Origin of the sequence: Hallella multisaccharivorax DSM 17128 (assembly GCF_000218235.1) — a bacterium.
Lineage (GTDB): Bacteria > Bacteroidota > Bacteroidia > Bacteroidales > Bacteroidaceae > Prevotella > Prevotella multisaccharivorax.
The window spans coordinates 1,193,559-1,213,099 of sequence record NZ_GL945017.1 but is presented as its reverse complement, the minus strand read 5'-3'; the positions used below and the strand labels follow the sequence as shown (position 1 = coordinate 1,213,099).

General features: G+C 50.9%; 17 protein-coding genes. 12 read left to right on the top strand and 5 right to left on the bottom strand.

The window, feature by feature from the left end:
• Positions 1-3: 3 nt before the first annotated feature.
• On the bottom strand, positions 4-1,071 hold the full coding sequence (gene aroC / locus PREMU_RS05255) for a chorismate synthase (RefSeq protein WP_007573675.1): 1,068 nt from the start codon (positions 1,069-1,071) through the stop codon (positions 4-6).
• Between the two features lie 168 nt (positions 1,072-1,239).
• Between aroC and fldA the strand changes: the two genes are divergently transcribed.
• A complete protein-coding gene (gene fldA, locus PREMU_RS05250; RefSeq protein ID WP_007573673.1) occupies positions 1,240-1,731 on the top strand; it encodes a flavodoxin FldA in 492 nt (163 codons plus the stop codon).
• 108 nt (positions 1,732-1,839) lie between these two features.
• Here the strand turns inward: fldA and PREMU_RS05245 are convergent, their stop codons facing one another.
• The 3 genes from PREMU_RS05245 to PREMU_RS05235 form a co-directional block, all read right to left on the bottom strand.
• On the bottom strand, positions 1,840-3,738 hold the full coding sequence (locus PREMU_RS05245) for a RecQ family ATP-dependent DNA helicase (protein WP_007573672.1): 1,899 nt from the start codon (positions 3,736-3,738) through the stop codon (positions 1,840-1,842).
• A 21-nt stretch (positions 3,739-3,759) separates the two neighbouring features.
• A complete protein-coding gene (gene recJ / locus PREMU_RS05240) occupies positions 3,760-5,490 on the bottom strand; it encodes a single-stranded-DNA-specific exonuclease RecJ (RefSeq protein ID WP_007573671.1) in 1,731 nt (576 codons plus the stop codon).
• A gap of 159 nt (positions 5,491-5,649) precedes the next feature.
• Positions 5,650-6,861: a C1 family peptidase gene (locus tag PREMU_RS05235; protein WP_007573670.1), complete on the bottom strand. Its 1,212-nt coding sequence runs from the start codon at positions 6,859-6,861 to the stop codon at positions 5,650-5,652.
• Between the two features lie 397 nt (positions 6,862-7,258).
• Here PREMU_RS05235 and PREMU_RS05230 point away from each other — a divergent pair, with 397 nt between their 5' ends.
• The 8 genes from PREMU_RS05230 (at position 7,259) to PREMU_RS15230 (ending at position 15,636) form a co-directional block, all read left to right on the top strand.
• Positions 7,259-7,531 (top strand): co-chaperone GroES, encoded by a 273-nt coding sequence (locus PREMU_RS05230; protein WP_007573669.1) that lies wholly within the window; start codon positions 7,259-7,261, stop codon positions 7,529-7,531.
• 101 nt (positions 7,532-7,632) lie between these two features.
• Positions 7,633-9,252 carry a chaperonin GroEL gene (gene groL / locus PREMU_RS05225; RefSeq protein ID WP_007573668.1) on the top strand — a complete coding sequence of 540 codons (1,620 nt, stop codon included), beginning with the start codon at positions 7,633-7,635 and terminating at the stop codon, positions 9,250-9,252.
• Positions 9,253-9,391: 139 nt separating this feature from the next.
• On the top strand, positions 9,392-11,263 hold the full coding sequence (lipA, locus tag PREMU_RS14470; RefSeq protein ID WP_007573667.1) for a bifunctional lipoate--protein ligase/lipoyl synthase: 1,872 nt from the start codon (positions 9,392-9,394) through the stop codon (positions 11,261-11,263).
• A 27-nt stretch (positions 11,264-11,290) separates the two neighbouring features.
• Positions 11,291-11,512, top strand: coding sequence for a hypothetical protein (locus tag PREMU_RS05215; protein WP_007573666.1), 222 nt, complete (start codon positions 11,291-11,293; stop codon positions 11,510-11,512).
• Positions 11,496-13,043 (top strand): RapZ C-terminal domain-containing protein, encoded by a 1,548-nt coding sequence (locus PREMU_RS05210; RefSeq protein ID WP_007573665.1) that lies wholly within the window; start codon positions 11,496-11,498, stop codon positions 13,041-13,043. Before PREMU_RS05215 ends, PREMU_RS05210 begins: the two co-directional genes overlap by 17 nt.
• 18 nt (positions 13,044-13,061) lie before the next feature.
• Positions 13,062-13,895 (top strand): sugar phosphate nucleotidyltransferase, encoded by an 834-nt coding sequence (locus PREMU_RS05205; RefSeq protein ID WP_040558013.1) that lies wholly within the window; start codon positions 13,062-13,064, stop codon positions 13,893-13,895.
• A gap of 40 nt (positions 13,896-13,935) precedes the next feature.
• Complete coding sequence (guaA, locus tag PREMU_RS05200; RefSeq protein ID WP_007573660.1) at positions 13,936-15,480, top strand: glutamine-hydrolyzing GMP synthase; 1,545 nt, start codon at positions 13,936-13,938, stop codon at positions 15,478-15,480.
• Positions 15,481-15,483: 3 nt separating this feature from the next.
• On the top strand, positions 15,484-15,636 hold the full coding sequence (locus PREMU_RS15230) for a hypothetical protein (RefSeq protein WP_007573659.1): 153 nt from the start codon (positions 15,484-15,486) through the stop codon (positions 15,634-15,636).
• 250 nt (positions 15,637-15,886) lie between these two features.
• Here the strand turns inward: PREMU_RS15230 and mscL are convergent, their stop codons facing one another.
• Positions 15,887-16,303, bottom strand: coding sequence for a large-conductance mechanosensitive channel protein MscL (mscL, locus tag PREMU_RS05195; RefSeq protein ID WP_007573657.1), 417 nt, complete (start codon positions 16,301-16,303; stop codon positions 15,887-15,889).
• A gap of 232 nt (positions 16,304-16,535) precedes the next feature.
• Between mscL and gap the strand changes: the two genes are divergently transcribed.
• From gap to PREMU_RS05180, 3 genes are all read left to right on the top strand, one after another.
• A complete protein-coding gene (gene gap, locus PREMU_RS05190) occupies positions 16,536-17,573 on the top strand; it encodes a type I glyceraldehyde-3-phosphate dehydrogenase (protein ID WP_007573655.1) in 1,038 nt (345 codons plus the stop codon).
• A 231-nt stretch (positions 17,574-17,804) separates the two neighbouring features.
• Positions 17,805-18,914 carry a glycosyltransferase family 4 protein gene (locus PREMU_RS05185; protein WP_007573653.1) on the top strand — a complete coding sequence of 370 codons (1,110 nt, stop codon included), beginning with the start codon at positions 17,805-17,807 and terminating at the stop codon, positions 18,912-18,914.
• Complete coding sequence (locus PREMU_RS05180; RefSeq protein WP_007573651.1) at positions 18,911-19,486, top strand: sugar transferase; 576 nt, start codon at positions 18,911-18,913, stop codon at positions 19,484-19,486. Before PREMU_RS05185 ends, PREMU_RS05180 begins: the two co-directional genes overlap by 4 nt.
• The last annotated feature ends 55 nt before the right edge of the window (positions 19,487-19,541 follow it).

The following is a 19,541-nucleotide window of genomic DNA, read 5'->3' as shown; positions in this document are numbered from 1 at the left end:
CGTTTACAATTTCACCGTCTTATTCAACAAATAGCTATCAAGAATCACCATTGAAGCCATGCTCTCAACGATGGGCACCGCTCTCGGCACCACGCAAGGGTCATGACGTCCACGCACGTTCACGGTCGTGGCATTGCCATCGATGTCTATCGTCGGCTGGGACATGAGGAGCGTGGCCACTGGCTTAAACGCCACACGAAAGAATATGTCAGCACCATTGGAGATCCCACCTTGAATCCCACCGGAGTGGTTGGAACGCAGGCCGTCGGTCGTAAGAATATCGTTCACCTCAGAGCCATAGTGCGGTACGATATCGAATCCATCGCCGATTTCAAAGCCCTTTACCGCATTGATCGAGAGCATTGCCGCACCTAACTGTGCATGGAGCTTGCCAAACTCTGGCTCACCCAGTCCCGCAGGGCATCCCCGAATGACACATGTCACCACTCCACCGACAGTATCACCCTTCCCTTTGACCTCAAGAATGAGGCGTTCCATCTCCTTCGCCTTCATCTCATCAGGACAACGCACCACATTCTCCTCGGCCTTTGAAAGGTCATAACGATGATAGTCACGGTCGAGCGCAACAGCACCCACCTGAGAGACATAGGCCTGAACGCTTACGCCGAGTTGACGTAGAGCCAATTTCGCTAACGCGCCACCCACACATCGGGCAATCGTAATGCGTGCCGATGAGCGGCCACCACCTCTGTAGTCGCGGATACCATACTTAGAATAATACGTAAAGTCAGCATGTGAGGGACGGAACAGCCGACGGATGTTATCGTAGTCCTTGGAATGCTGGTTGGTATTGCGTACCATAAAGCCTATCGGTGCACCCGTCGATTTTCCCTCAAATACCCCACTGAGCAGCTCCACCTGATCCAGTTCACTGCGTGAGGTGGTCACCTTGCTTTGCCCCGGCCGGCGCCGTGAAAGCTCGTACTGAATGAAGTCAAGGTCTATATCTATTCCTGCCGGCATGCCGTCGACGACACCACCCACAGCCACACCGTGGCTCTCACCATAAGAGGTAAGGGTGAACACATTGCCAAAAATATTTCGCGTCATTGTCTTTTTCTAATGGTTTGTGTCACAAAGGTACGCTTTTTGCTTTTATTTCTGTACCAAAGTATGAGGTTTTTATCAGAATCATCATTTTTAGGTATTGTGGCAATAATAGAAATAAAGTAATTTTGCCATCAGAATAATAAAATCAAATAAAAAAACAACATCACTATGAGCAAGACAATTGTAGTTTACGGATCATCGACCGGTACCTGCGAAGCCATCGCCAAGACCCTCGGCCAAAAACTGGGCGCAAATGTTATCGAAGTGTCATCTCTCACTGACACGGATGTCAAGAATGCCGATAACCTCGTTCTCGGTACTTCTACATGGGGCGCTGGCGAGATGCAAGACGACTGGTATGACGGTGTGAAAGTATTGAAATCCGTTGGACTCAGCGGAAAGAAGGTCGCCATTTTCGGCTGTGGCGACAGCGAGTCGTATAGCGACACTTTCTGTGGCGGCATGAAAGAGCTGTATGATGCTGCCAAGGCAGCGGGAGCCACAATGGTTGGCGACAATGTCTCTACCGACGGTTACACCTACGACGACAGCGACTCCGTGGTTAACGGCCACTTCATCGGCCTTGCCCTCGACGATGTCAACGAGGATAACAAGACTGAGGAGCGCATTGATGCCTGGCTCCCCACATTGGGATTTTAAAGCTGTTCCAAAGGCTTAGCGCACAATCCATCATAATGTTTTTGTATATTACGTAGAGGGCTCGCCGTGAGGCGGGCCTTTTATAATAGAATGAAACGGGCCCTTCCCCTATATCCTTATTTTATCTCCATCCACTGTCACCTTCTCTTCGCTCACCAGAAAACGCAAGGCACTGTCAATCTCCTCACTGGGCGCATCCAGCGCTGTCACCTCCGCCAATTCGTGCGGTAGCTTGTCGGCAAGCAGAGCAAGTATCTTCTTCACAGTAGTATCACTCATGGTCACCGGCCTCCGCTTTTCAGAGAGACATACATCGCAATGACTGCAAGGAGCTACGTCAGTTTCTCCAAAATAGCGCAACAACTGCTGGCTTCGGCAAATATTGTCATTCTCAGCATAGGCAATGATAGCCTCTATTCGCTTAGTGTACTGCTCTTTCCGATTCTCATAGACCGTCTCCGGAAGGAACACCTCTTCCTCACGGTCGCGAAGATAAGAGATGTAAGGCATCTTACGCTGGGGTATGAAACTGATGATATTGCGCTTGCTCAGTCCTTTAAGCACTTGATAACACTGGTCACGGGTGAGCTGCGCCTGCATGGCGATGAGTGCGCCGTCAATATACTGATAGTCAGTGAACAACCCCCCATAACACCGCAAGAGAGCCGTTATCACAGCATCCTCATGTGCCGAGAGTGTGTCAAGCTGATAAAGGTCATTGCGCCTCAAGAGGATATGCACGCGAGCCGCCGAGTCAGGATCCGTCTCATAGTGCAGATAGCCGGCATTCTCCAACAGATGGAGCGAGGCGTCTACTTGAACGGGAAATAGATGATAAGTGAAACTAAACTTTCCTATATCAAAAGTGAAAACATGCCCCATGCCACTTCCTACACCCACTCCATAAAAATAGGCGAGGTGTGCATACACATTATTTATATAGTCCTTGGGCGGATAATTTTCTTCAATGCGCCGATTCAGTTTTCTCTCATCTCCTTCATTCCACAGCAACACGGCATAGGCCCGCTTACCGTCGCGCCCTGCCCTGCCTGCCTCCTGAAAATAAGCCTCGATAGAGTCAGGACAGTCAAAATGTATGACCGTCCGCACATCAGGCTTGTCGATGCCCATACCAAAGGCATTGGTTGCAACCATGACACGTTTCTCGTCACTTTGCCACTGGTGTTGCCGCTCATCGCGTGTCGCATGCTCTAATCCGGCATGATAGAAAGTCGCGCTGATGCCAGCTCCTCCCAAAAACTCTGCGATGTCCTTGCAATGCCGGCGACTCCTGACGTAAACAATGGCCGAGCCTTCGACACGCCGCAGAATATGAACCAGTTCCGAAGGCTTATCCTCTGCGCGACGCACGACATAAAAGAGATTCTTACGTTCAAAACTCATGCGGAAGACATTCTTCTTCCTAAAGCCGAGCCGATCCTGAATGTCGTCAATTACTTGTGGTGTGGCGGTGGCGGTGAGTGCCAGCACCGGAGCATCTGGTTTCAGCTTCCGAAGCTTGCCAATCTCCAAATAAGCCGGACGGAAATCATAGCCCCACTGAGAGATGCAATGGGCCTCATCCACGGTGATGAAGCTCACCGGCATATGACGGAGCTTCACTTGAAAAATGTCGGAAGAGAGACGCTCTGGTGAGACATAGAGCAGTTTGACACCACCGAAGATACAATTCTCCAGTGTTTTTACGATCTCGCTCCGTTTCATACCTGAGAAGATGGCAGCTGCCTTGATGCCTTTCGCCCTAAGATGCTGCACCTGATCCTTCATCAAGGCGATGAGCGGAGTGATGACAATACATGTACCCTCCTTGCAGAGTGCAGGCACCTGAAAGGTGATGCTCTTGCCACCACCCGTGGGCATCAGGCCGAGGGTGTCGTTGTCTGCTCCAATGCTCTCGATGATTTCCCGCTGAACGCCACGGAAATCGTCGTAGCCCCAGTATTCCTTGAGAATCTCACGATAGATATCTTGCTTTCCTGATTCCATCGCTCCATCGTTGTTTTTCAGTTAATCGCCCACCTCCTTGGTTGGTCGAATATCTTCAATCTGCAACTGCACCTGATTGCGCTTAAACACGTTGGCCTCGAGAGTATAAGCGATGTCAAACGAACGCTTCGACTTGATATACCTCGCTGAGGCGCTCTGCCCGAAGGCGATGCCGTTGACGACGGTTCCCGATTTTGAGTCGACAAGCTCCAACTTGATATGCTCCTGCGACCGACCCACGACCTTACTTGTGCCATAGTCGTAGACCCCTTTGGTACAAAACATCGGCTTTTCGTTGCCCGGGCCAAAGGGTGCAAAGCGCTTGAGGTCATTGTAAAGCCGCTTGGTGATGTCCTTGAAGTCAAGTACAATATCGATACGCAGCATGGCCTCTGTCTGTTCAGGGTGGATATGCTCATCGACATAATGCTGAAAGCGCCGGCGAAATTCGGGCACATCGTTCCACCTGAGTGTCAGGCCCGCTGCGTAGGTGTGTCCGCCAAAGTTGAGCAACAGGTCGCGACAGCTCTTGATGGCAGAATAGATGTCGAAGCCCATCACCGAGCGGGCCGACCCTGTGGCCAAATTTCCGTCGCGCGTCAATACCACTGTGGGGCGAAAATAGAGTTCCGTGATACGTGAGGCCACAATGCCAATGACACCTTTCTTCCAATGCTCATCGTAAAGAACAATAGAGGTGTTATGGCGCTGTGCATCAATACGCGACACTATCTGGTTAGCCTCCTCTGTCATCTGCTTGTCAATATCCTTGCGCTGCTCGTTGTATTCGTCTATGTGACGCGCCTCGCTCACGGCAGTATTGAAGTCCTTCTCCACCAAAAGATCCACGCTTTCCTTACCATTCTCCATTCTTCCCGACGCGTTGATGCGGGGACCGATCTTGAAGATGATGTCGCTCATGGAGATCTCGCGGCCACTGAGACCACAGATGTCGATGATGGCCTTCAGTCCAACCGACGGGTTCTGGTTGAGTTGTTTCAGGCCGTGATAGGCCAGAATACGGTTCTCGTCGATAACGGGCACAAGATCTGCTGCGATGCTCACAGCACAGAAGTCGAGCAGAGGGATGAGCCGTGAGAAAGGGATGCCGTTGTTCTTGGAGAAAGCCTGCATGAATTTGAAACCCACACCGCAACCGCAGAGGTGCTTGAAGGGGTAACTGTCGTCAGGCCGTTTGGGGTTGAGGATGGCCACGGCCTCAGGCAGTGTGTCATCGGGCATATGATGATCGCAGATGATGAAGTCGATGCCAAGGCTCTTGGCATAGGCAATCATGTCGTTGGCTTTGATGCCACAGTCGAGAATGATGATGAGCTTGACGCCGGTGTCATGGGCATAGTCGATGCCTTTCTTGCTTACGCCATAGCCCTCGTCGTAGCGGTCAGGAATGTAATAGTCAATATTTGAATAGAACTGTTGCAAAAACTTATACACCAGCGCCACGGCCGTGCAGCCGTCCACGTCGTAGTCGCCATAGACAAGCACACGCTCTTTTCTCCCCATGGCATCGTTGAGCCTATCCACGGCCACGTCCATGTCTTTCATCAGAAACGGATTGATGAGGTCAGACAACTGCGGACGGAAGAAACGCTTGGCCGCGCTCTCTGTAGTGATGCCGCGACGGATGAGCAGGCCCGTGAGGATGGTGCTCATGCCGAGCTTCTCACTCAACTCCTGAGCCTGGTGTACTTCCTCAGGTGTGGGTGGGTCATACTTCCATTTGAAATGCATTTTATGTCTTTTTTATTTCTGCAACAAAGATACAAAGAATTAGACACAAATGGAAGTATTATAAGTACAAAAAGCATAAAAAAAAGGAAAAGCCCGCCATAAAGGCGAGCTTTTGTATTTCTTTTATTGTGGTGGGAGACTATGTCTCCGTGTACACGACTAAAAGCCACACTTCTTACGGATGTCCTTGGGCACGGCATTCTTGTTGACCATGAAGTCCATGGTGTTGGCAATGATAAAGTTCTTAGTCATGTACCAAATACCCTTGTAGTCACCGGTCTCACCCCAGGAGTTCTTCACCATGTAGTACTCCTTGCCGTTCTGATCCTTGGCAATGCCGTAGATGAGCATGCCGTGGTCGTCGGTAAGCTCCCAGTTGTCGAAACGCTCCTGACGCATTTTCTGCGTGGGCACTTCCTCGGGGACGTTCACTCCAAGCGAGTCGATGACATTCTTTTTCTTCGAAGACGTGAGCTTGAGCCAGCGAGCCATATCAGAGCCTTCCAAATTGGCAATCTTTTTAGCGTCATACATATAAGCCAATCCCGAGCGAGTGAAGCCATCTTCAGACACATCACCGCCCCACGCAACAGTGTAACCGTTCATGATGGCATTGTCGATGATCTTGCCCAAATCGTTGATGGGCACATTCCATGAGAGCGGATTGCGCCAGTTGTCCTGCACCTCCACGGCAAAAGCCGTCCAGAAAGGATGATGGGTATAGCTGGTAAAGCTCACATAGTTGTTACATGCGGCGCTGTCAAGGCCGATGCTGGCGGCAAAGCTCCTCGGAGTATAGCTCTTACCCTGATAAGTGAACTGTGTGGGGCACTTGCCGAGATATGAGTCGAGAATGCCTTGCAGGCCATTCTTCCACGCGGGCGACAACTTCTTGACATCGCTCTTAGCTACCGCCTCCACATAGGGAGTCATCACCTTGAAGAACTCGTTGAAGTTGAACAGCGAGTCACCATACTGACTTCCGGTCTTCGCCATGGCAGTCTCTGGGACAATGCCGTAATGCTGGATGCAATACAAAGGATCGTAGCAGCTGCCGCCTTCGGCGAACTGGCAGTCACCATGCAGGCGGACCACCTGAGTGGCACGGTCAAGATAGGTCTTGTTGGCTACGAAGGCCTCGGCAAGGTCGAAAGTCTTGCCGGTGTTCTTCAAAATCTCGGCCTCAAAGAATGAGAGCGTGGAGTAATCCCAACACGTGCCTGAACGGTTCTGGTTCTTAATGCTTGTAATGGGGTTTGCCTTGACTACGGTAAAGACCGGTTTATTGGGATTGACACTGTCTTTTTTTTCAGCTGCCCCTGCACTAAGAGTCAGCATCACGACCATAGCGGCCAAAATGGTTTTCTTCATCAGTCTGTATAGTTTTCTTACAATTTGATTGCAAAATTACACATTTTTATTCAGACTGCGAAATATATCCATTCCTTTTTTAGGTTTTTGTGTGGCTCTGTACCTTAATTCAAGGCAAACCACATCCTATGGACCCTTGATGCGTCTACAGTGTAAAGGCGATGCCATTACGGCGTAGAGGTGATGCCATTACAGTGTAGAGGCGATGCCATTACAGTGTAGAGGCGATGCGACTACGACGTGAATGCAAGAGAGGGAGGGCGCTGCAAAATTGTCATACCACCGACTGACACTTCTGTCACCTATTTCGCGTCATGACGGTTTGGCACAGTTTTCGCAGGAAAGGGCATGAACGAATAAAATCAACGATATATTTATTGCTTAAAATAAAATGACTATGAAGATTAAACCATTAGCAGACAGAGTGCTGGTACTTCCCGCACCAGCTGAGGAAAAAGTAGGTGGAATCATCATTCCTGACACAGCAAAGGAGAAACCACAGCGCGGCAAGGTCGTGGCTGTAGGGGGTGGCACCAAGGACGACCCCATGGTGCTCAAGGAGAATGACAACGTACTCTATGGCAAATACAGTGGCACAGAGCTGGAATGCGAGGGAGAGAAATTTCTCATGATGCGCCAGAGCGACGTGTTGGCTGTCGTGGAGGATTAATCCACGCCGCGAGAAAAAAAGGAAGTTCAAGAGATCAAAGATAACAATTCCGTATAAATCGGTATAACGTATACATTATATACACTATACAACATACAACAATGGCAAAGATTATCAAATATGATACAGAAGCCCGTAAGCTTCTGAAAGACGGTGTAGACCAGTTGGCCAATGCCGTGAAGGTGACACTTGGTCCTAAGGGCCGTAACGTGGTGATTGAAAAAAAGTTCGGTACTCCACAGATCACAAAGGACGGCGTAACGGTTGCTAAAGAGGTAGAACTCGAGGACCGCTTCGAGAACACAGGCGCACAGCTCGTCAAGAGCGTGGCTTCAAAGACTGGTGATGATGCCGGTGACGGTACGACAACGGCTACCATCCTGACACAGGCCATCGTCAACGAGGGCTTGAAAAATGTCACTGCAGGTGCCAACCCCATGGATCTGAAGCGTGGTATCGACAAGGCTGTAGCAAAGGTCGTAGAGTATATCAAGGCCAATGCGGAAATCGTGGGCGATAACTACGACAAGATCGAACAGGTGGCTACCGTATCAGCCAACAACGATCCCGAGATCGGTAAGCTCCTGGCGGATGCCATGCGCAAGGTGTCAAAGGACGGCGTCATCACCGTAGAAGACAGCAAGACGCGCGACACATCCATCGGCGTGACTGAAGGCATGCAGTTCGACCGCGGCTATCTCTCCGGCTACTTCGTGACTGACACCGACAAGATGGAGTGTGTAATGGACGATCCTTACATCCTCATCTACGACAAGAAGATCAGTAATCTCAAGGAGTTCCTGCCTATCCTGCAGCCTGCTGCAGAGAGCGGCCGTCCTTTGCTCGTTATCGCTGAGGATGTCGATTCTGAAGCACTCACCACGCTTGTGGTCAACCGTCTGCGTGGCAGCTTGAAGATTTGCGCCGTGAAAGCTCCCGGCTTCGGCGATCGCCGTAAAGCTATGCTCGAGGATATCGCCGTACTGACCGGTGGCGTCGTCATCAGCGAAGAAAAGGGTCTGAAGCTTGAACAGGCTACCTTAGAGATGCTTGGTTCTGCCAAAAAGGTAACTGTGACCAAGGACAACACAACGATTGTCGGTGGCAAAGGTACCAAGGAGAATATCAACGATCGCGTCAACCAAATCAAGAACGAGATTGCCAACACCAAGAGTAGCTACGACAAGGAGAAACTTCAGGAACGTTTAGCCAAGCTCGCAGGCGGCGTAGCCGTACTCTATGTCGGCGCCAACTCCGAGGTGGAGATGAAAGAAAAGAAAGACCGTGTGGACGACGCTCTCTGCGCTACGCGTGCAGCAACGGAGGAGGGTGTTGTCGTCGGTGGAGGCACAACTTACATCCGTGCTCAAGAGGCTCTTGAAGGCCTGAAGGGCGACAATGCCGATGAGCAGACGGGTATTAACATCGTCTGCCGCGCCATCGAGGAGCCTCTGCGCCAGATCGTCATGAATGCCGGCGGTGAGGGTGCCGTGGTTGTCGACAAAGTGCGTCAGGGCAAGGGAGACTTCGGCTACAACGCCCGCGAGGATAAGTATGAAGACCTGCGCAAAGCCGGCGTCATCGATCCTGCCAAAGTGGAGCGTGTGGCTCTGGAGAATGCAGCTTCCATCGCTGGCATGTTCCTCACCACTGAATGCCTCATTGTGGACAAACCCGAGGAGAAGGCTCCCATGGCCGCTCCACAGCCCGGCATGATGTAATCAGCAATTAAGATTGAACCACATAAATTGAAAGAGGTGCAGGTCGAAGAAAGGCCCGCACCTCTTTTTTGCATGCCTTTGCTTGGCGTTTCCATCCGTTTTTTATAACTTTGTTTTCTGTAATCAATAACCGAAAACTATGAAATACCTATTGATCCCCGATATAGAGCCAAGCAGAAAGACACCGGCTTTCTACTTTGCCGTAGAGGAATATGTCACCACTCATTTCGATGACGACGAATATTTCTTCATCTGGAGCGTGCAGCCTTGTCTGATGGTGGGGCGTAATCAGCTCATCGAGAACGAGATAAATGAGGTCTACTGCCGCGAGCACAGCGTGGGCATCTTCAGGCGCAAGAGCGGCGGCGGATGCGTTTATGCCGACATGGGCTGCTTGCAGTTCTCGTATGTCGTGAACCGGCAGAATGTAGAAGAGACTTTCAAGAAATGTATAGGACTCACCGCATCGGCACTTCGGGCCGCCGGCATCCCAGCAGAGACAACCGGACGCAACGACATCCTCGTGGACGGAAAGAAAGTAGCTGGTGCCGCCTTCTATACCTCGCCGGTAAGAAACGTCATGCACAACACCTTATTATATAACGGCGACCTCAATATTCTACAACACTGCATCACCACCGATAAGAAGAAATTCACCTCGAAAGGTGTACCCTCCCTCGGCGCAAAAGTCACCAATGTGAAAGGCTATACCCCGCTGCCGATAGACGAGGTGGCAGAAGTGGCTCGGCGTGAGGTGTGCGGCAACGCCTGCCGCAGGCTCACAGTCACAGACATGGCCCATATCTCAGAGTTGGAAAAGAATTGGCTGTCGGAGGCTTTCATCCGTGGCAAGAACCCACCCTACACACTGGCATGCAAGCACCGTTTCCCCGATGTAGGTGTCGTGGAAGCGTATGTAAGCATTCGAAACTTCAAGATTGAGGACATCCGTTTCGGCGGCGACTTCTTCCCTCTAAGCAGTCTGGAGCCGCTCTGCGAGGCCCTGCATGAGGTGGAGTTCAGCCGTGAGGCCGTGGAAAAAACGCTGGCCGCCACGGATGTGAGCACGCTCATACGCGGCTTGGACAACGCCCAACTCGTGCGCCTACTCTTCGGACGTGAGCCGCATGTGGCTAAACCCGAATGGCTGCGCACCAGTATGCTCACTAACCGGCATTTTGGCGACACGCAGGCAATCATTCACGAGCATCGCCTCCACACCATCTGCGAAAGCGGACTGTGCCCTAACCGTAACGAGTGTTGGCGCAACGGAACGGCAACCTTCATGATTGGGGGTGACGTGTGCACGCGTTGCTGCCGCTTCTGCAACACAAAGTCGGGACATCCCCTGCCCCTTGATAAGGAAGAACCATTAAAAGTAGCCCAATCTATTCAGAAGATGTACTTGCGCTACGCCGTCATCACCTCCGTAGACCGTGACGATCTACCCGACTACGGTGCACGCCACTGGGCTGAGACCGTGAGAGAGTGCCGCCGCCTCAATCCCGAAACAGGGTTGGAGCTGCTCATTCCCGACTTCCGCGGCCACATGGATCTCATAGAGCAGATACTTGACACAAAGCCCGATGTGGTGGGCCACAACATGGAAACCGTGCGAAGACTTACGCCCTCCGTGCGCTCGGTGGCCACCTATGACGGCAGCCTCGACGTGCTGCGCATTATAGCTAAAGCTGGAATAAAGTGCAAGACCGGCATGATGTTGGGACTGGGTGAGACCCGCAAGGAAGTGTTAGAAGCCATGGACGACATTCTTGCCACAGGCTGTAGCATCCTTACACTGGGCCAGTATCTGCAACCCACGGCAAGGCATCTGCCTGTAAAAGCATACATCACACCACAGGAGTTTGAAGAACTGCGAAGCATCGCGCGCAGTAAAGGATTTGCCTTCGTGGAGAGTGCTCCCTTAGTACGTTCCTCCTATCACGCTGAACAGGTAATAAAAGGAAATGACCAACTATCGGCTAAAAAACTCAGCAACTTCTCCTCTTAAAACTTCAAAAATGCTTATCTTTGCCACATGAAAATGAAATTGCACCTCAACTGGCAGAAGATAGCACTCTTTCTGCTCATATGCGCAGGACTCATCTTCCTGACACATTCGTTTTGGATGTCGTTGGGTATTATGATGCTGCTCTTTGTCACCGATGCCCTGATCGCCAATTATGAATACCGCCGTAAGACTAAGAAATTCTTCGATGAACTGAGGCAAGAACACGAACAGGATGCAACAACTCACTGAGCTTTACAAACAATGGTCAGGTCATGAGCCCACCAGCATTGAGCGGTTGGCGGGAGCCGGCAGCAACCGCCAGTACTTCCGTCTGACGGGAGCTGACGGGAGCACCGTCATAGGCGTGATTGGCACAAGCCGCGAGGAGGATCACGCTTTCATCACCATCGATCGACAGTTTGTGGAGCAGAAGCTCCCAGTACCGGAAGTGCTTGCCGTGAGCGATAACGAGATGCGGTATTTGCAGACAGACCTGGGCTTCACCTCGCTTTTCGACGCTATCCGCGGTGGGCGCGAGGCCGAAGGGCGCTACAATCTGGCCGAGCAAGAACTGCTGAAGAAGACCATCCGCGCCCTGCCCAACCTACAGATTCGGGGAGCAAGAGGCATGGATTGGAATGCATGCTATCCCCAACCAGAGTTCAATGAGGAAGGTGTGCTGTTCGATCTCAATTATTTCAAATACTGTTTTCTCAAGCCTACAGAGCTCGATTTCAACGAGGTACACCTTGAGGCGAACTTCCGTCGTATGGCGAAAGATCTGACCTCAGAGCCCGCAGAAAGCTTCCTCTACCGCGACTTCCAAGCTCGGAACGTCATGCTTGACAAAGACGGCAATCCCTATTTCATTGACTTTCAAGGCGGGAGGAAAGGACCCTATTATTATGATTTGGCCTCGTTCTTATGGCAAGCCTCAGCCAAATACCCTTTTAAGCTGCGCCGTAACCTGATTGCCGAGTACTATGAAGCACTCAAGCAGTACACCGAAGTGCCCAGCGTACGCCATTTTGCCGAGCGACTCACGCTCTTTGTACTCTTCCGCACGATGCAAGTCTTAGGTGCTTACGGCTTCCGTGGCTATTTCGAGCACAAGCAACACTTTATTGACAGCATTCCCCCCGCCATGGACAACTTGCGTGATCTGCTTGCCTTACGTGAAGAAGTACTGCCCTACCCCTATCTGCGCGACGTACTGACCAGACTGACCCAGCTCCCACAATTTGCCCACAAGAAGCCGGAGGTACAACCGCGTAAAGACGGTTTCAAAACCTCTGAGAGCAACATCTACCCGCAACATCCACAGGACGGGCTGCCCACTTTCTCCAAGTATGACGGCAAAGGGCCATTGGTGGTGGATGTCTACAGCTTCTCTTTTAAGAAAGGAATTCCAGAAGACAACACGGGCAACGGTGGTGGCTACGTCTTCGACTGCCGTTCCACCCACAACCCCGGGCGATATGAGCCGTACAAGAAACTCACCGGTCTCGACGAGCCCGTCATCCGCTTTCTTGAAGACGACGGAGAGATCTTGGAGTTTCTCGAGCACGTTTATGCCCTCGCCGACAAGCATGTGGCCCGCTACATCCAGCGCGGCTTCACTCATCTGATGTTCAGCTTCGGATGCACAGGAGGGCAGCATCGCTCCGTCTACAGTGCACAGCATCTGGCCGAGCACATCCACGAGAAGTTCAGCATCGAGGTGAGAGTGACGCACCGAGAGCAAAACATCCAACAGATCTTGCCGGCAAGGAAGAAATAAAACACATTGTGCATCACAATGAAACAAGCAATGATTTTCGCCGCAGGTCTTGGCACCCGCCTCAAGCCTCTTACTGATACCATGCCCAAGGCCATGGTGCCGGTAGGAGGCAAGCCGCTTATAGAAAGGGTCATCAACAAGCTCCAGGATGCAGGTTTTGATCATCTCGTTGTCAATGTACATCATTTCCCAGAGCAGATTATCGACTTTCTGAAAGCCAACGACAACTTCGGGCTTGACATTCAAGTCAGCAATGAGACCGACCGACTGCTTGACACCGGCGGCGGCCTGCGCAAAGCCGCGCACCTTTTCCACTCCAACATACCCATCCTCATCCACAACGTCGACATCCTGAGCAACGTCGACCTGCACCGTTTCTATACGCTCGACCCAAAAGTTATGTGCGCTGAATGCGGCATCCCTCATCAGATGGCCGGCGCGCAACTGTTGGTGAGCTGGCGCAAGACCAAGCGATACCTCGTCTTCAACGGCAACATGATGCTCGTAGGATGGGTCAATATCGAGACGGGCGAAGTGCGATCACCGTGGGAGGATGTCAAAGCCGCCTTGGAGAAAGAGCATTATCCACTCATAGCCACGGATGAGCCGTTGCAAATAGCAGGCTTGAGGCTTTATGCCTTCAGCGGTGTTCATCTGTTCTATCCACGTTTATTTACCTACATGGTCGGCGCTCCCGACAAGTTTCCCATCATGGATTTCTATCTCGCCATCTGCCGCCGCATGCCTATCAAAGGCTATTTCAAGCCTGACCTCAAGCTTATGGACGTGGGCAAACTCAACACGCTGCATGAGGCAGAGAACTTTCTTGAGGAGTTAGGAGATAATAAATAGAAGCCCAAGCCAATTAAAGTCCATCCAACATTATTCATATATGCAACAGAAAATCATTATCCTCGATTTCGGTTCGCAGACCACACAGCTCATCGGGCGGCGTGTACGCGAGTTGGACACCTTCTGTGAGATTCTGCCTTACAACAAGTTCCCAAAAGACGATTCCTCGGTCATCGGAGTCATCCTCAGCGGCAGCCCTTATTCTGTCCACGACAAGCAAGCCTTTAAGGTAGACCTCGCCGAGATCATCGGGCATTACCCTGTGCTTGGTATCTGTTACGGTGCCCAGTTCATCAGCTATACGCTCGGAGGCAGTGTCGAACAGACAGGCACCCGCGAATATGGCCGTGCCAACTTAGAGACCATCGACACACAGTCGCCCATCTTCCACGGTTTCGAGAAAGGCTCGCAGGTGTGGATGAGCCATGGCGACACCATCACTCACATCCCTGAGAGCTATCATGTCATCGGGTCAACGGCCGACGTGAAATACGCCGCTTTTGCCAACGATCGCGACCGCGTATGGTGCGTGCAGTTCCATCCCGAGGTCTATCACACGCTGCAAGGCAGGCAACTGCTCAAAAACTTTGTCGTCGATATTTGCGGCAGCCGTCAGGAGTGGAGCCCCGCCTCGTTTGTGAAAAGCACCGTCAGGGAGCTGCGCGAGCAGGTAGGCAACGGCCGCGTCATCCTTGGGCTCTCAGGCGGCGTCGATTCCTCCGTCTGCGCCACGCTGCTCCACCGTGCCATCGGTAAGAACCTCACGTGTATCTTCGTCGACCACGGTATGCTGCGCAAAAACGAGTTCAACAAGGTAATGGAAGCTTACAATGGGCTTGGACTTAACGTTATCGGCGTGGATGCCAGCGAGAAGTTCTTCAAAGACTTAGAGGGCGTCTCCGACCCCGAACAAAAGCGCAAGATCATCGGTCGCGACTTTGTAGAGGTGTTCAACGCGGAAGCCAAGAAGATCACCGATGCCAAATGGTTAGCCCAGGGCACCATCTATCCCGACCGCATCGAGAGCCTCAGCATCACGGGCATGACCATCAAGAGCCACCACAATGTCGGCGGACTGCCCAAAGAGATGAAGCTACAGCTCTGCGAGCCACTGAAATGGCTCTTCAAAGACGAAGTGCGCCGCGTAGGCTATGAGCTGAAAATGCCTGAGCGACTCATCAAGCGCCACCCCTTCCCTGGTCCGGGCCTCGCCGTACGCATCCTCGGAGACATCACCCGCGAAAAGGTGCGCATCCTGCAGGACGCCGATGACATATACATAGAGAAGATGCACGACTACACCATGCCCGATGGCACCTCACTCTACGACCACGTCTGGCAGGCCGGTACCGTGCTGCTCTCCACCATCCGCTCAGTGGGAGTGATGGGCGATGAGCGCACCTACGAGCACCCCGTGGCACTGCGTGCCGTCACTTCGATGGATGCCATGACAGCCGACTGGGCACATCTGCCCTACGACTTCCTGGCTGATGTCTCCAACGAGATCATCCGCAAAGTCAAGGGAGTGAACCGCGTATGCTACGACATCTCCTCAAAACCGCCATCGACCATCGAATGGGAGTAAGCCATGAACAAAGTCTTCACTTCCTTCGACAGCGACAATGCCGCCCGACGCGATGAGCTGATCCGCACCATTGAGCACAGCATAGAGAAGCTCACTCTCGGCGAACTGGAATCGCTCTATTACGATCTGGTATCAAAAGACTATATCCGCAAATAATCCCTTTCAAAAATAGGGAAAGACAAACAAAACTCTGTCTTTCCCTATTTTTCATTATCTACGCAATGCCATTACACCGTTAACGCATTGCCTTTACACTGTTGACGCGATGCCTTTACACCGTTGACGCGATGCCTTTACACCGTTGACGCGATGCCTTTACACCGTTGACGCGATGCCTTTACACCGTTGACGCGATGCCGGGACATTATGGGATAGCATTGATGAAACCACTATCCATCATTTATTATTATTTTTCTTTCAGCAGATCGCGTATCTCAGTGAGCAGCACCTCCTCCCTAGAGGGCGCGGGTGGAGCAGCAGGAGCTTCCTCCTTTTTGCGCGACAACTTGCCGATGGCCTTGACCAACAGAAAGACACAGAAAGCAATGATGATAAAATCAATCAGCGTCTGGATGAAGTTTCCGTAGTTGATGGTGGCCGCAGTCATCTTCTCCACACCCGGAATATCAACTGCCGGCAGCGTAACCTTAAGATCAGAGAAATTCACGCCACCGATGAGCCAACCGATGGGTGGCATGATGATGTCGTCTACGATACTGCTTACAATTTTCCCGAAAGCACCGCCGATGATCACACCGACAGCCATGTCAACAGCATTGCCTTTCACGGCAAACGCCTTGAAATCCTCTAAAAATTTACTCATAGATATTATATTGATTAATGTAATGCTTACACACCCAATTGCAAAGTAGATATTGCACACACGAACCCACCATCGCCAGCAAAGCACACTTATGGGCAGGTAATCTGTTTTTTTATATTATTTAATACTCATACCAACTGCAAAATTAGAAAATATATTGTATCTTTGCAACCGGAAGAGAAGAAAAGTTCATACGAATATATTTTATAACCCTTTATAAACAATAAGTAAAATGGCAAACGTAAAAGTAGCTATCAATGGTTTCGGTCGTATCGGCCGTCTTGCTTTCCGCCAGATGTTCGCAGCTCCTGGCTATGAAGTCGTTGCTATCAACGACCTGACCAGCCCGAAGATGCTGGCTCAGCTCCTGAAGTATGACACCACACACGGTGGATATCAAGGCATCATCGGTGGCGAGAAGAAGCACACTGTAGAGGCCACAGAGAACTCTATCATCGTCGATGGCAAAGAGATCAAGATCTCTGCCGAGAAGGATGCTGCCAACTGCCCTTGGGCTGCCAACAACGTGGATGTTGTCCTCGAGTGCACAGGCTTCTACACATCCAAGGAAAAGGCTTCTGCTCACCTGAAGGCCGGTGCCAAGAAAGTTGTCATCTCTGCTCCCGCAGGTAACGACCTGAAGACCATCGTCTTCAACGTTAACAACGATACGCTGACAAAGGACGACCAGATTATCTCCGCCGCTTCCTGCACAACCAACTGCCTTGCTCCTATGGCTAAGGCTCTGAACGACAAGTATCCCATCCAGGCTGGTATCATGCAGACCATCCACGCTTACACAGGCGACCAGATGATTCTCGACGGTCCTCAGCGCAAGGGCAACCTTCGTCGCAGCCGTGCAGGTGCTTGCAACATCACTCCTGCTTCTTCCGGTGCTGCCAAGGCCATCGGTCTCGTTCTTCCTGAGCTGAACGGTAAGCTCATCGGTGCCGCACAACGCGTGCCTGTGCCAGACGGTTCTACCACCCTGCTCTACGCTATCGTTAAGGGTAAGAACGTCACTGTTGAGAGTGTCAACGCTGCCATGAAGGCTGAGGCTAACGAGAGCTTCGGTTACAACGAAGAGGAAATCGTTTCTTCTGATATCCTCGGCATGCGCTACGGTTCTCTCTTCGACGCTACTCAGACAATGGTTGTCAAGGTAGACGACGATACTTACGAGGTGCAGGTAGTCAGCTGGTACGACAATGAGAACTCTTACACTTCTCAGATGGTCCGTACTATCAAGTTCTTCGCTGAGCTGAAGTAATGCCACTGCTTACACATCTATTAAAAAAAGATATGTGGAGCCGTCCGGTCGTGTACCGGACGGCTTTTTTTAGCATTGTGCCAGCCTGCTTTAAGCCTGTCAGCTTTCCAGCATACAGACTTCTGTTCACTCATCGAATAAACAGATCCTTAAGCAATCGAAAAAAAACTCCCCCGCCAGTGCAATATTCAGCGACTTATTGCATTTTAATAATAAAGTGAATGAAGAGTCATGCAGGAAATTCTGTATTATGTAGGAACTATGCTAATCAGCATGATATGCGGTTTTATCGCTATACCGCTCATCATCAAGTTCTGCCTGAAAAAGAATCTATACGATTTTCCCAATAGCAGGAAGCTACATCATAACCCCACACCAAGGCTTGGTGGCATTTCTTTTGTACCGGTGATGCTGCTCGTTTTCGTCTTTGTGCTGTTCTTGATAAACTCAGGAAGTAATAGGGAAATCCACATCAGTCTATGGTCTGTCTATTTCTGCATTGCACTATTTGTCATTTACTTTACAGGATTTGTTGATGATCTGATTGGGCTCAACGCTACCACCAAGTTCGTCATTGAGACACTTGCCATAATATTAATTCCAGCGTCCAACCTCTACATCAACAATCTTTATGGGCTGTTCGGTATTTACACCATCCCCTACTCGGCAGGTGCGCCTCTCACGGTGCTGGTACTCGTATTTTGCTGCAATGCCATCAACCTTATTGATGGCATTGACGGACTGTCCGGCTCACTTTCCTGCATAGCCCTGACTGGCTACTTGATCTGTTTCCATATCGAACATCTTACTTTTTACTGCGTGATGATTGCCGCATTGGCCGGAGTACTGATCTCTTATCTTTACTTCAATATCTTCGGCAGCGTAGCAAAACAGCATAAGATTTTTATGGGCGATTCTGGTAGTCTCAGCTTAGGGTTCATTCTTGGTTTCCTTGCCGTCAAGCTCTCCATGAACACGCCACGAATGCCTTATAACCCCGACCGGATGGTGTTGGCATGGACATTGTTGGCCTTACCCTGTCTTGATGTAGTGCGTGTATTTTTCTTTCGTATTCTCCAGGGGCGCTCTCCATTCAGTCCCGACAAGAAGCATATCCACCACAAACTCATTGCATGCGGATTGAGCCAGCATCAGGCCCTCGTCTGCCTCATTGCTCTCCAACTCCTCTTCATAGCCACGAATGTTATCCTGACAGATATGGTTGACCCCACCATCACCTTATTAGTCGACATCTCCATGTACGCTGTGTTCAACACCGTGATCAACCTTGCCACCTCCCACAGAAAGGCTGACGCCGCCAACCCACAGCAAACAGCATGAAACGCGTCGCCGACTTCATATTGGCTCTCTTCAGCCTTGTCTTGTTTTCCCCGCTGATGGCTCTATGCGCCTTTGCCATCCGTAGGGAGGACGGTCTGCCTGTCATCTACCGTCAGGAGCGTATAGGCCGTTATGGGAACCCCTTTCAAATCTATAAATTCCGGACCATGAAGAATGATGCGGAAGATGGTGGCATCCCCCAATTAGTGGAAAGGCCCAACGACCCAAGATTAACAAGGATTGGCGCAATGCTGCGAAAGCACCATCTTGATGAATTGCCACAACTGTGGAATGTATTGAAAGGTGACATGGCGTTTGTCGGGCCGAGACCAGAACGAAGATATTATATAGACAAAATCAGCCAATACGATGCAAGGTATTCAGAACTTTACCAGCTGCGTCCCGGAGTGACAAGCTATGCCACATTGAAAAATGGATATGCCGATACGATGGAGAAAATGCTCTGCCGTCTCAATTTCGACCTTCATTATCTGCATCATCATTCCCTGTGGATGGACTGTAAGATTCTTTTCACGACGTTCACCAATATCATATCAGGCAAAGTGTTCTAATAACCGGCCATAAATAACAAATCGATAGAAGAACACCAATTAACAGCTTTCATAC

Coding starts and splice junctions, on each gene's coding strand:
- mscL (WP_007573657.1), bottom strand. CDS start 16,303: ATGAGTAAATTTTTAGAGGATTTCAAGGCGTTTGCCGTGAAAGGCAAT.
- PREMU_RS05210 (WP_007573665.1), top strand. CDS start 11,496: ATGCAACAACTCACTGAGCTTTACAAACAATGGTCAGGTCATGAGCCC.
- groL (WP_007573668.1), top strand. CDS start 7,633: ATGGCAAAGATTATCAAATATGATACAGAAGCCCGTAAGCTTCTGAAA.
- PREMU_RS15230 (WP_007573659.1), top strand. CDS start 15,484: ATGAACAAAGTCTTCACTTCCTTCGACAGCGACAATGCCGCCCGACGC.
- PREMU_RS05180 (WP_007573651.1), top strand. CDS start 18,911: ATGAAACGCGTCGCCGACTTCATATTGGCTCTCTTCAGCCTTGTCTTG.
- fldA (WP_007573673.1), top strand. CDS start 1,240: ATGAGCAAGACAATTGTAGTTTACGGATCATCGACCGGTACCTGCGAA.
- recJ (WP_007573671.1), bottom strand. CDS start 5,490: ATGCATTTCAAATGGAAGTATGACCCACCCACACCTGAGGAAGTACAC.
- lipA (WP_007573667.1), top strand. CDS start 9,392: ATGAAATACCTATTGATCCCCGATATAGAGCCAAGCAGAAAGACACCG.
- PREMU_RS05245 (WP_007573672.1), bottom strand. CDS start 3,738: ATGGAATCAGGAAAGCAAGATATCTATCGTGAGATTCTCAAGGAATAC.
- PREMU_RS05205 (WP_040558013.1), top strand. CDS start 13,062: ATGAAACAAGCAATGATTTTCGCCGCAGGTCTTGGCACCCGCCTCAAG.
- PREMU_RS05230 (WP_007573669.1), top strand. CDS start 7,259: ATGAAGATTAAACCATTAGCAGACAGAGTGCTGGTACTTCCCGCACCA.
- aroC (WP_007573675.1), bottom strand. CDS start 1,071: ATGACGCGAAATATTTTTGGCAATGTGTTCACCCTTACCTCTTATGGT.
- PREMU_RS05235 (WP_007573670.1), bottom strand. CDS start 6,861: ATGAAGAAAACCATTTTGGCCGCTATGGTCGTGATGCTGACTCTTAGT.
- guaA (WP_007573660.1), top strand. CDS start 13,936: ATGCAACAGAAAATCATTATCCTCGATTTCGGTTCGCAGACCACACAG.
- gap (WP_007573655.1), top strand. CDS start 16,536: ATGGCAAACGTAAAAGTAGCTATCAATGGTTTCGGTCGTATCGGCCGT.
- PREMU_RS05185 (WP_007573653.1), top strand. CDS start 17,805: ATGCAGGAAATTCTGTATTATGTAGGAACTATGCTAATCAGCATGATA.
- PREMU_RS05215 (WP_007573666.1), top strand. CDS start 11,291: ATGAAAATGAAATTGCACCTCAACTGGCAGAAGATAGCACTCTTTCTG.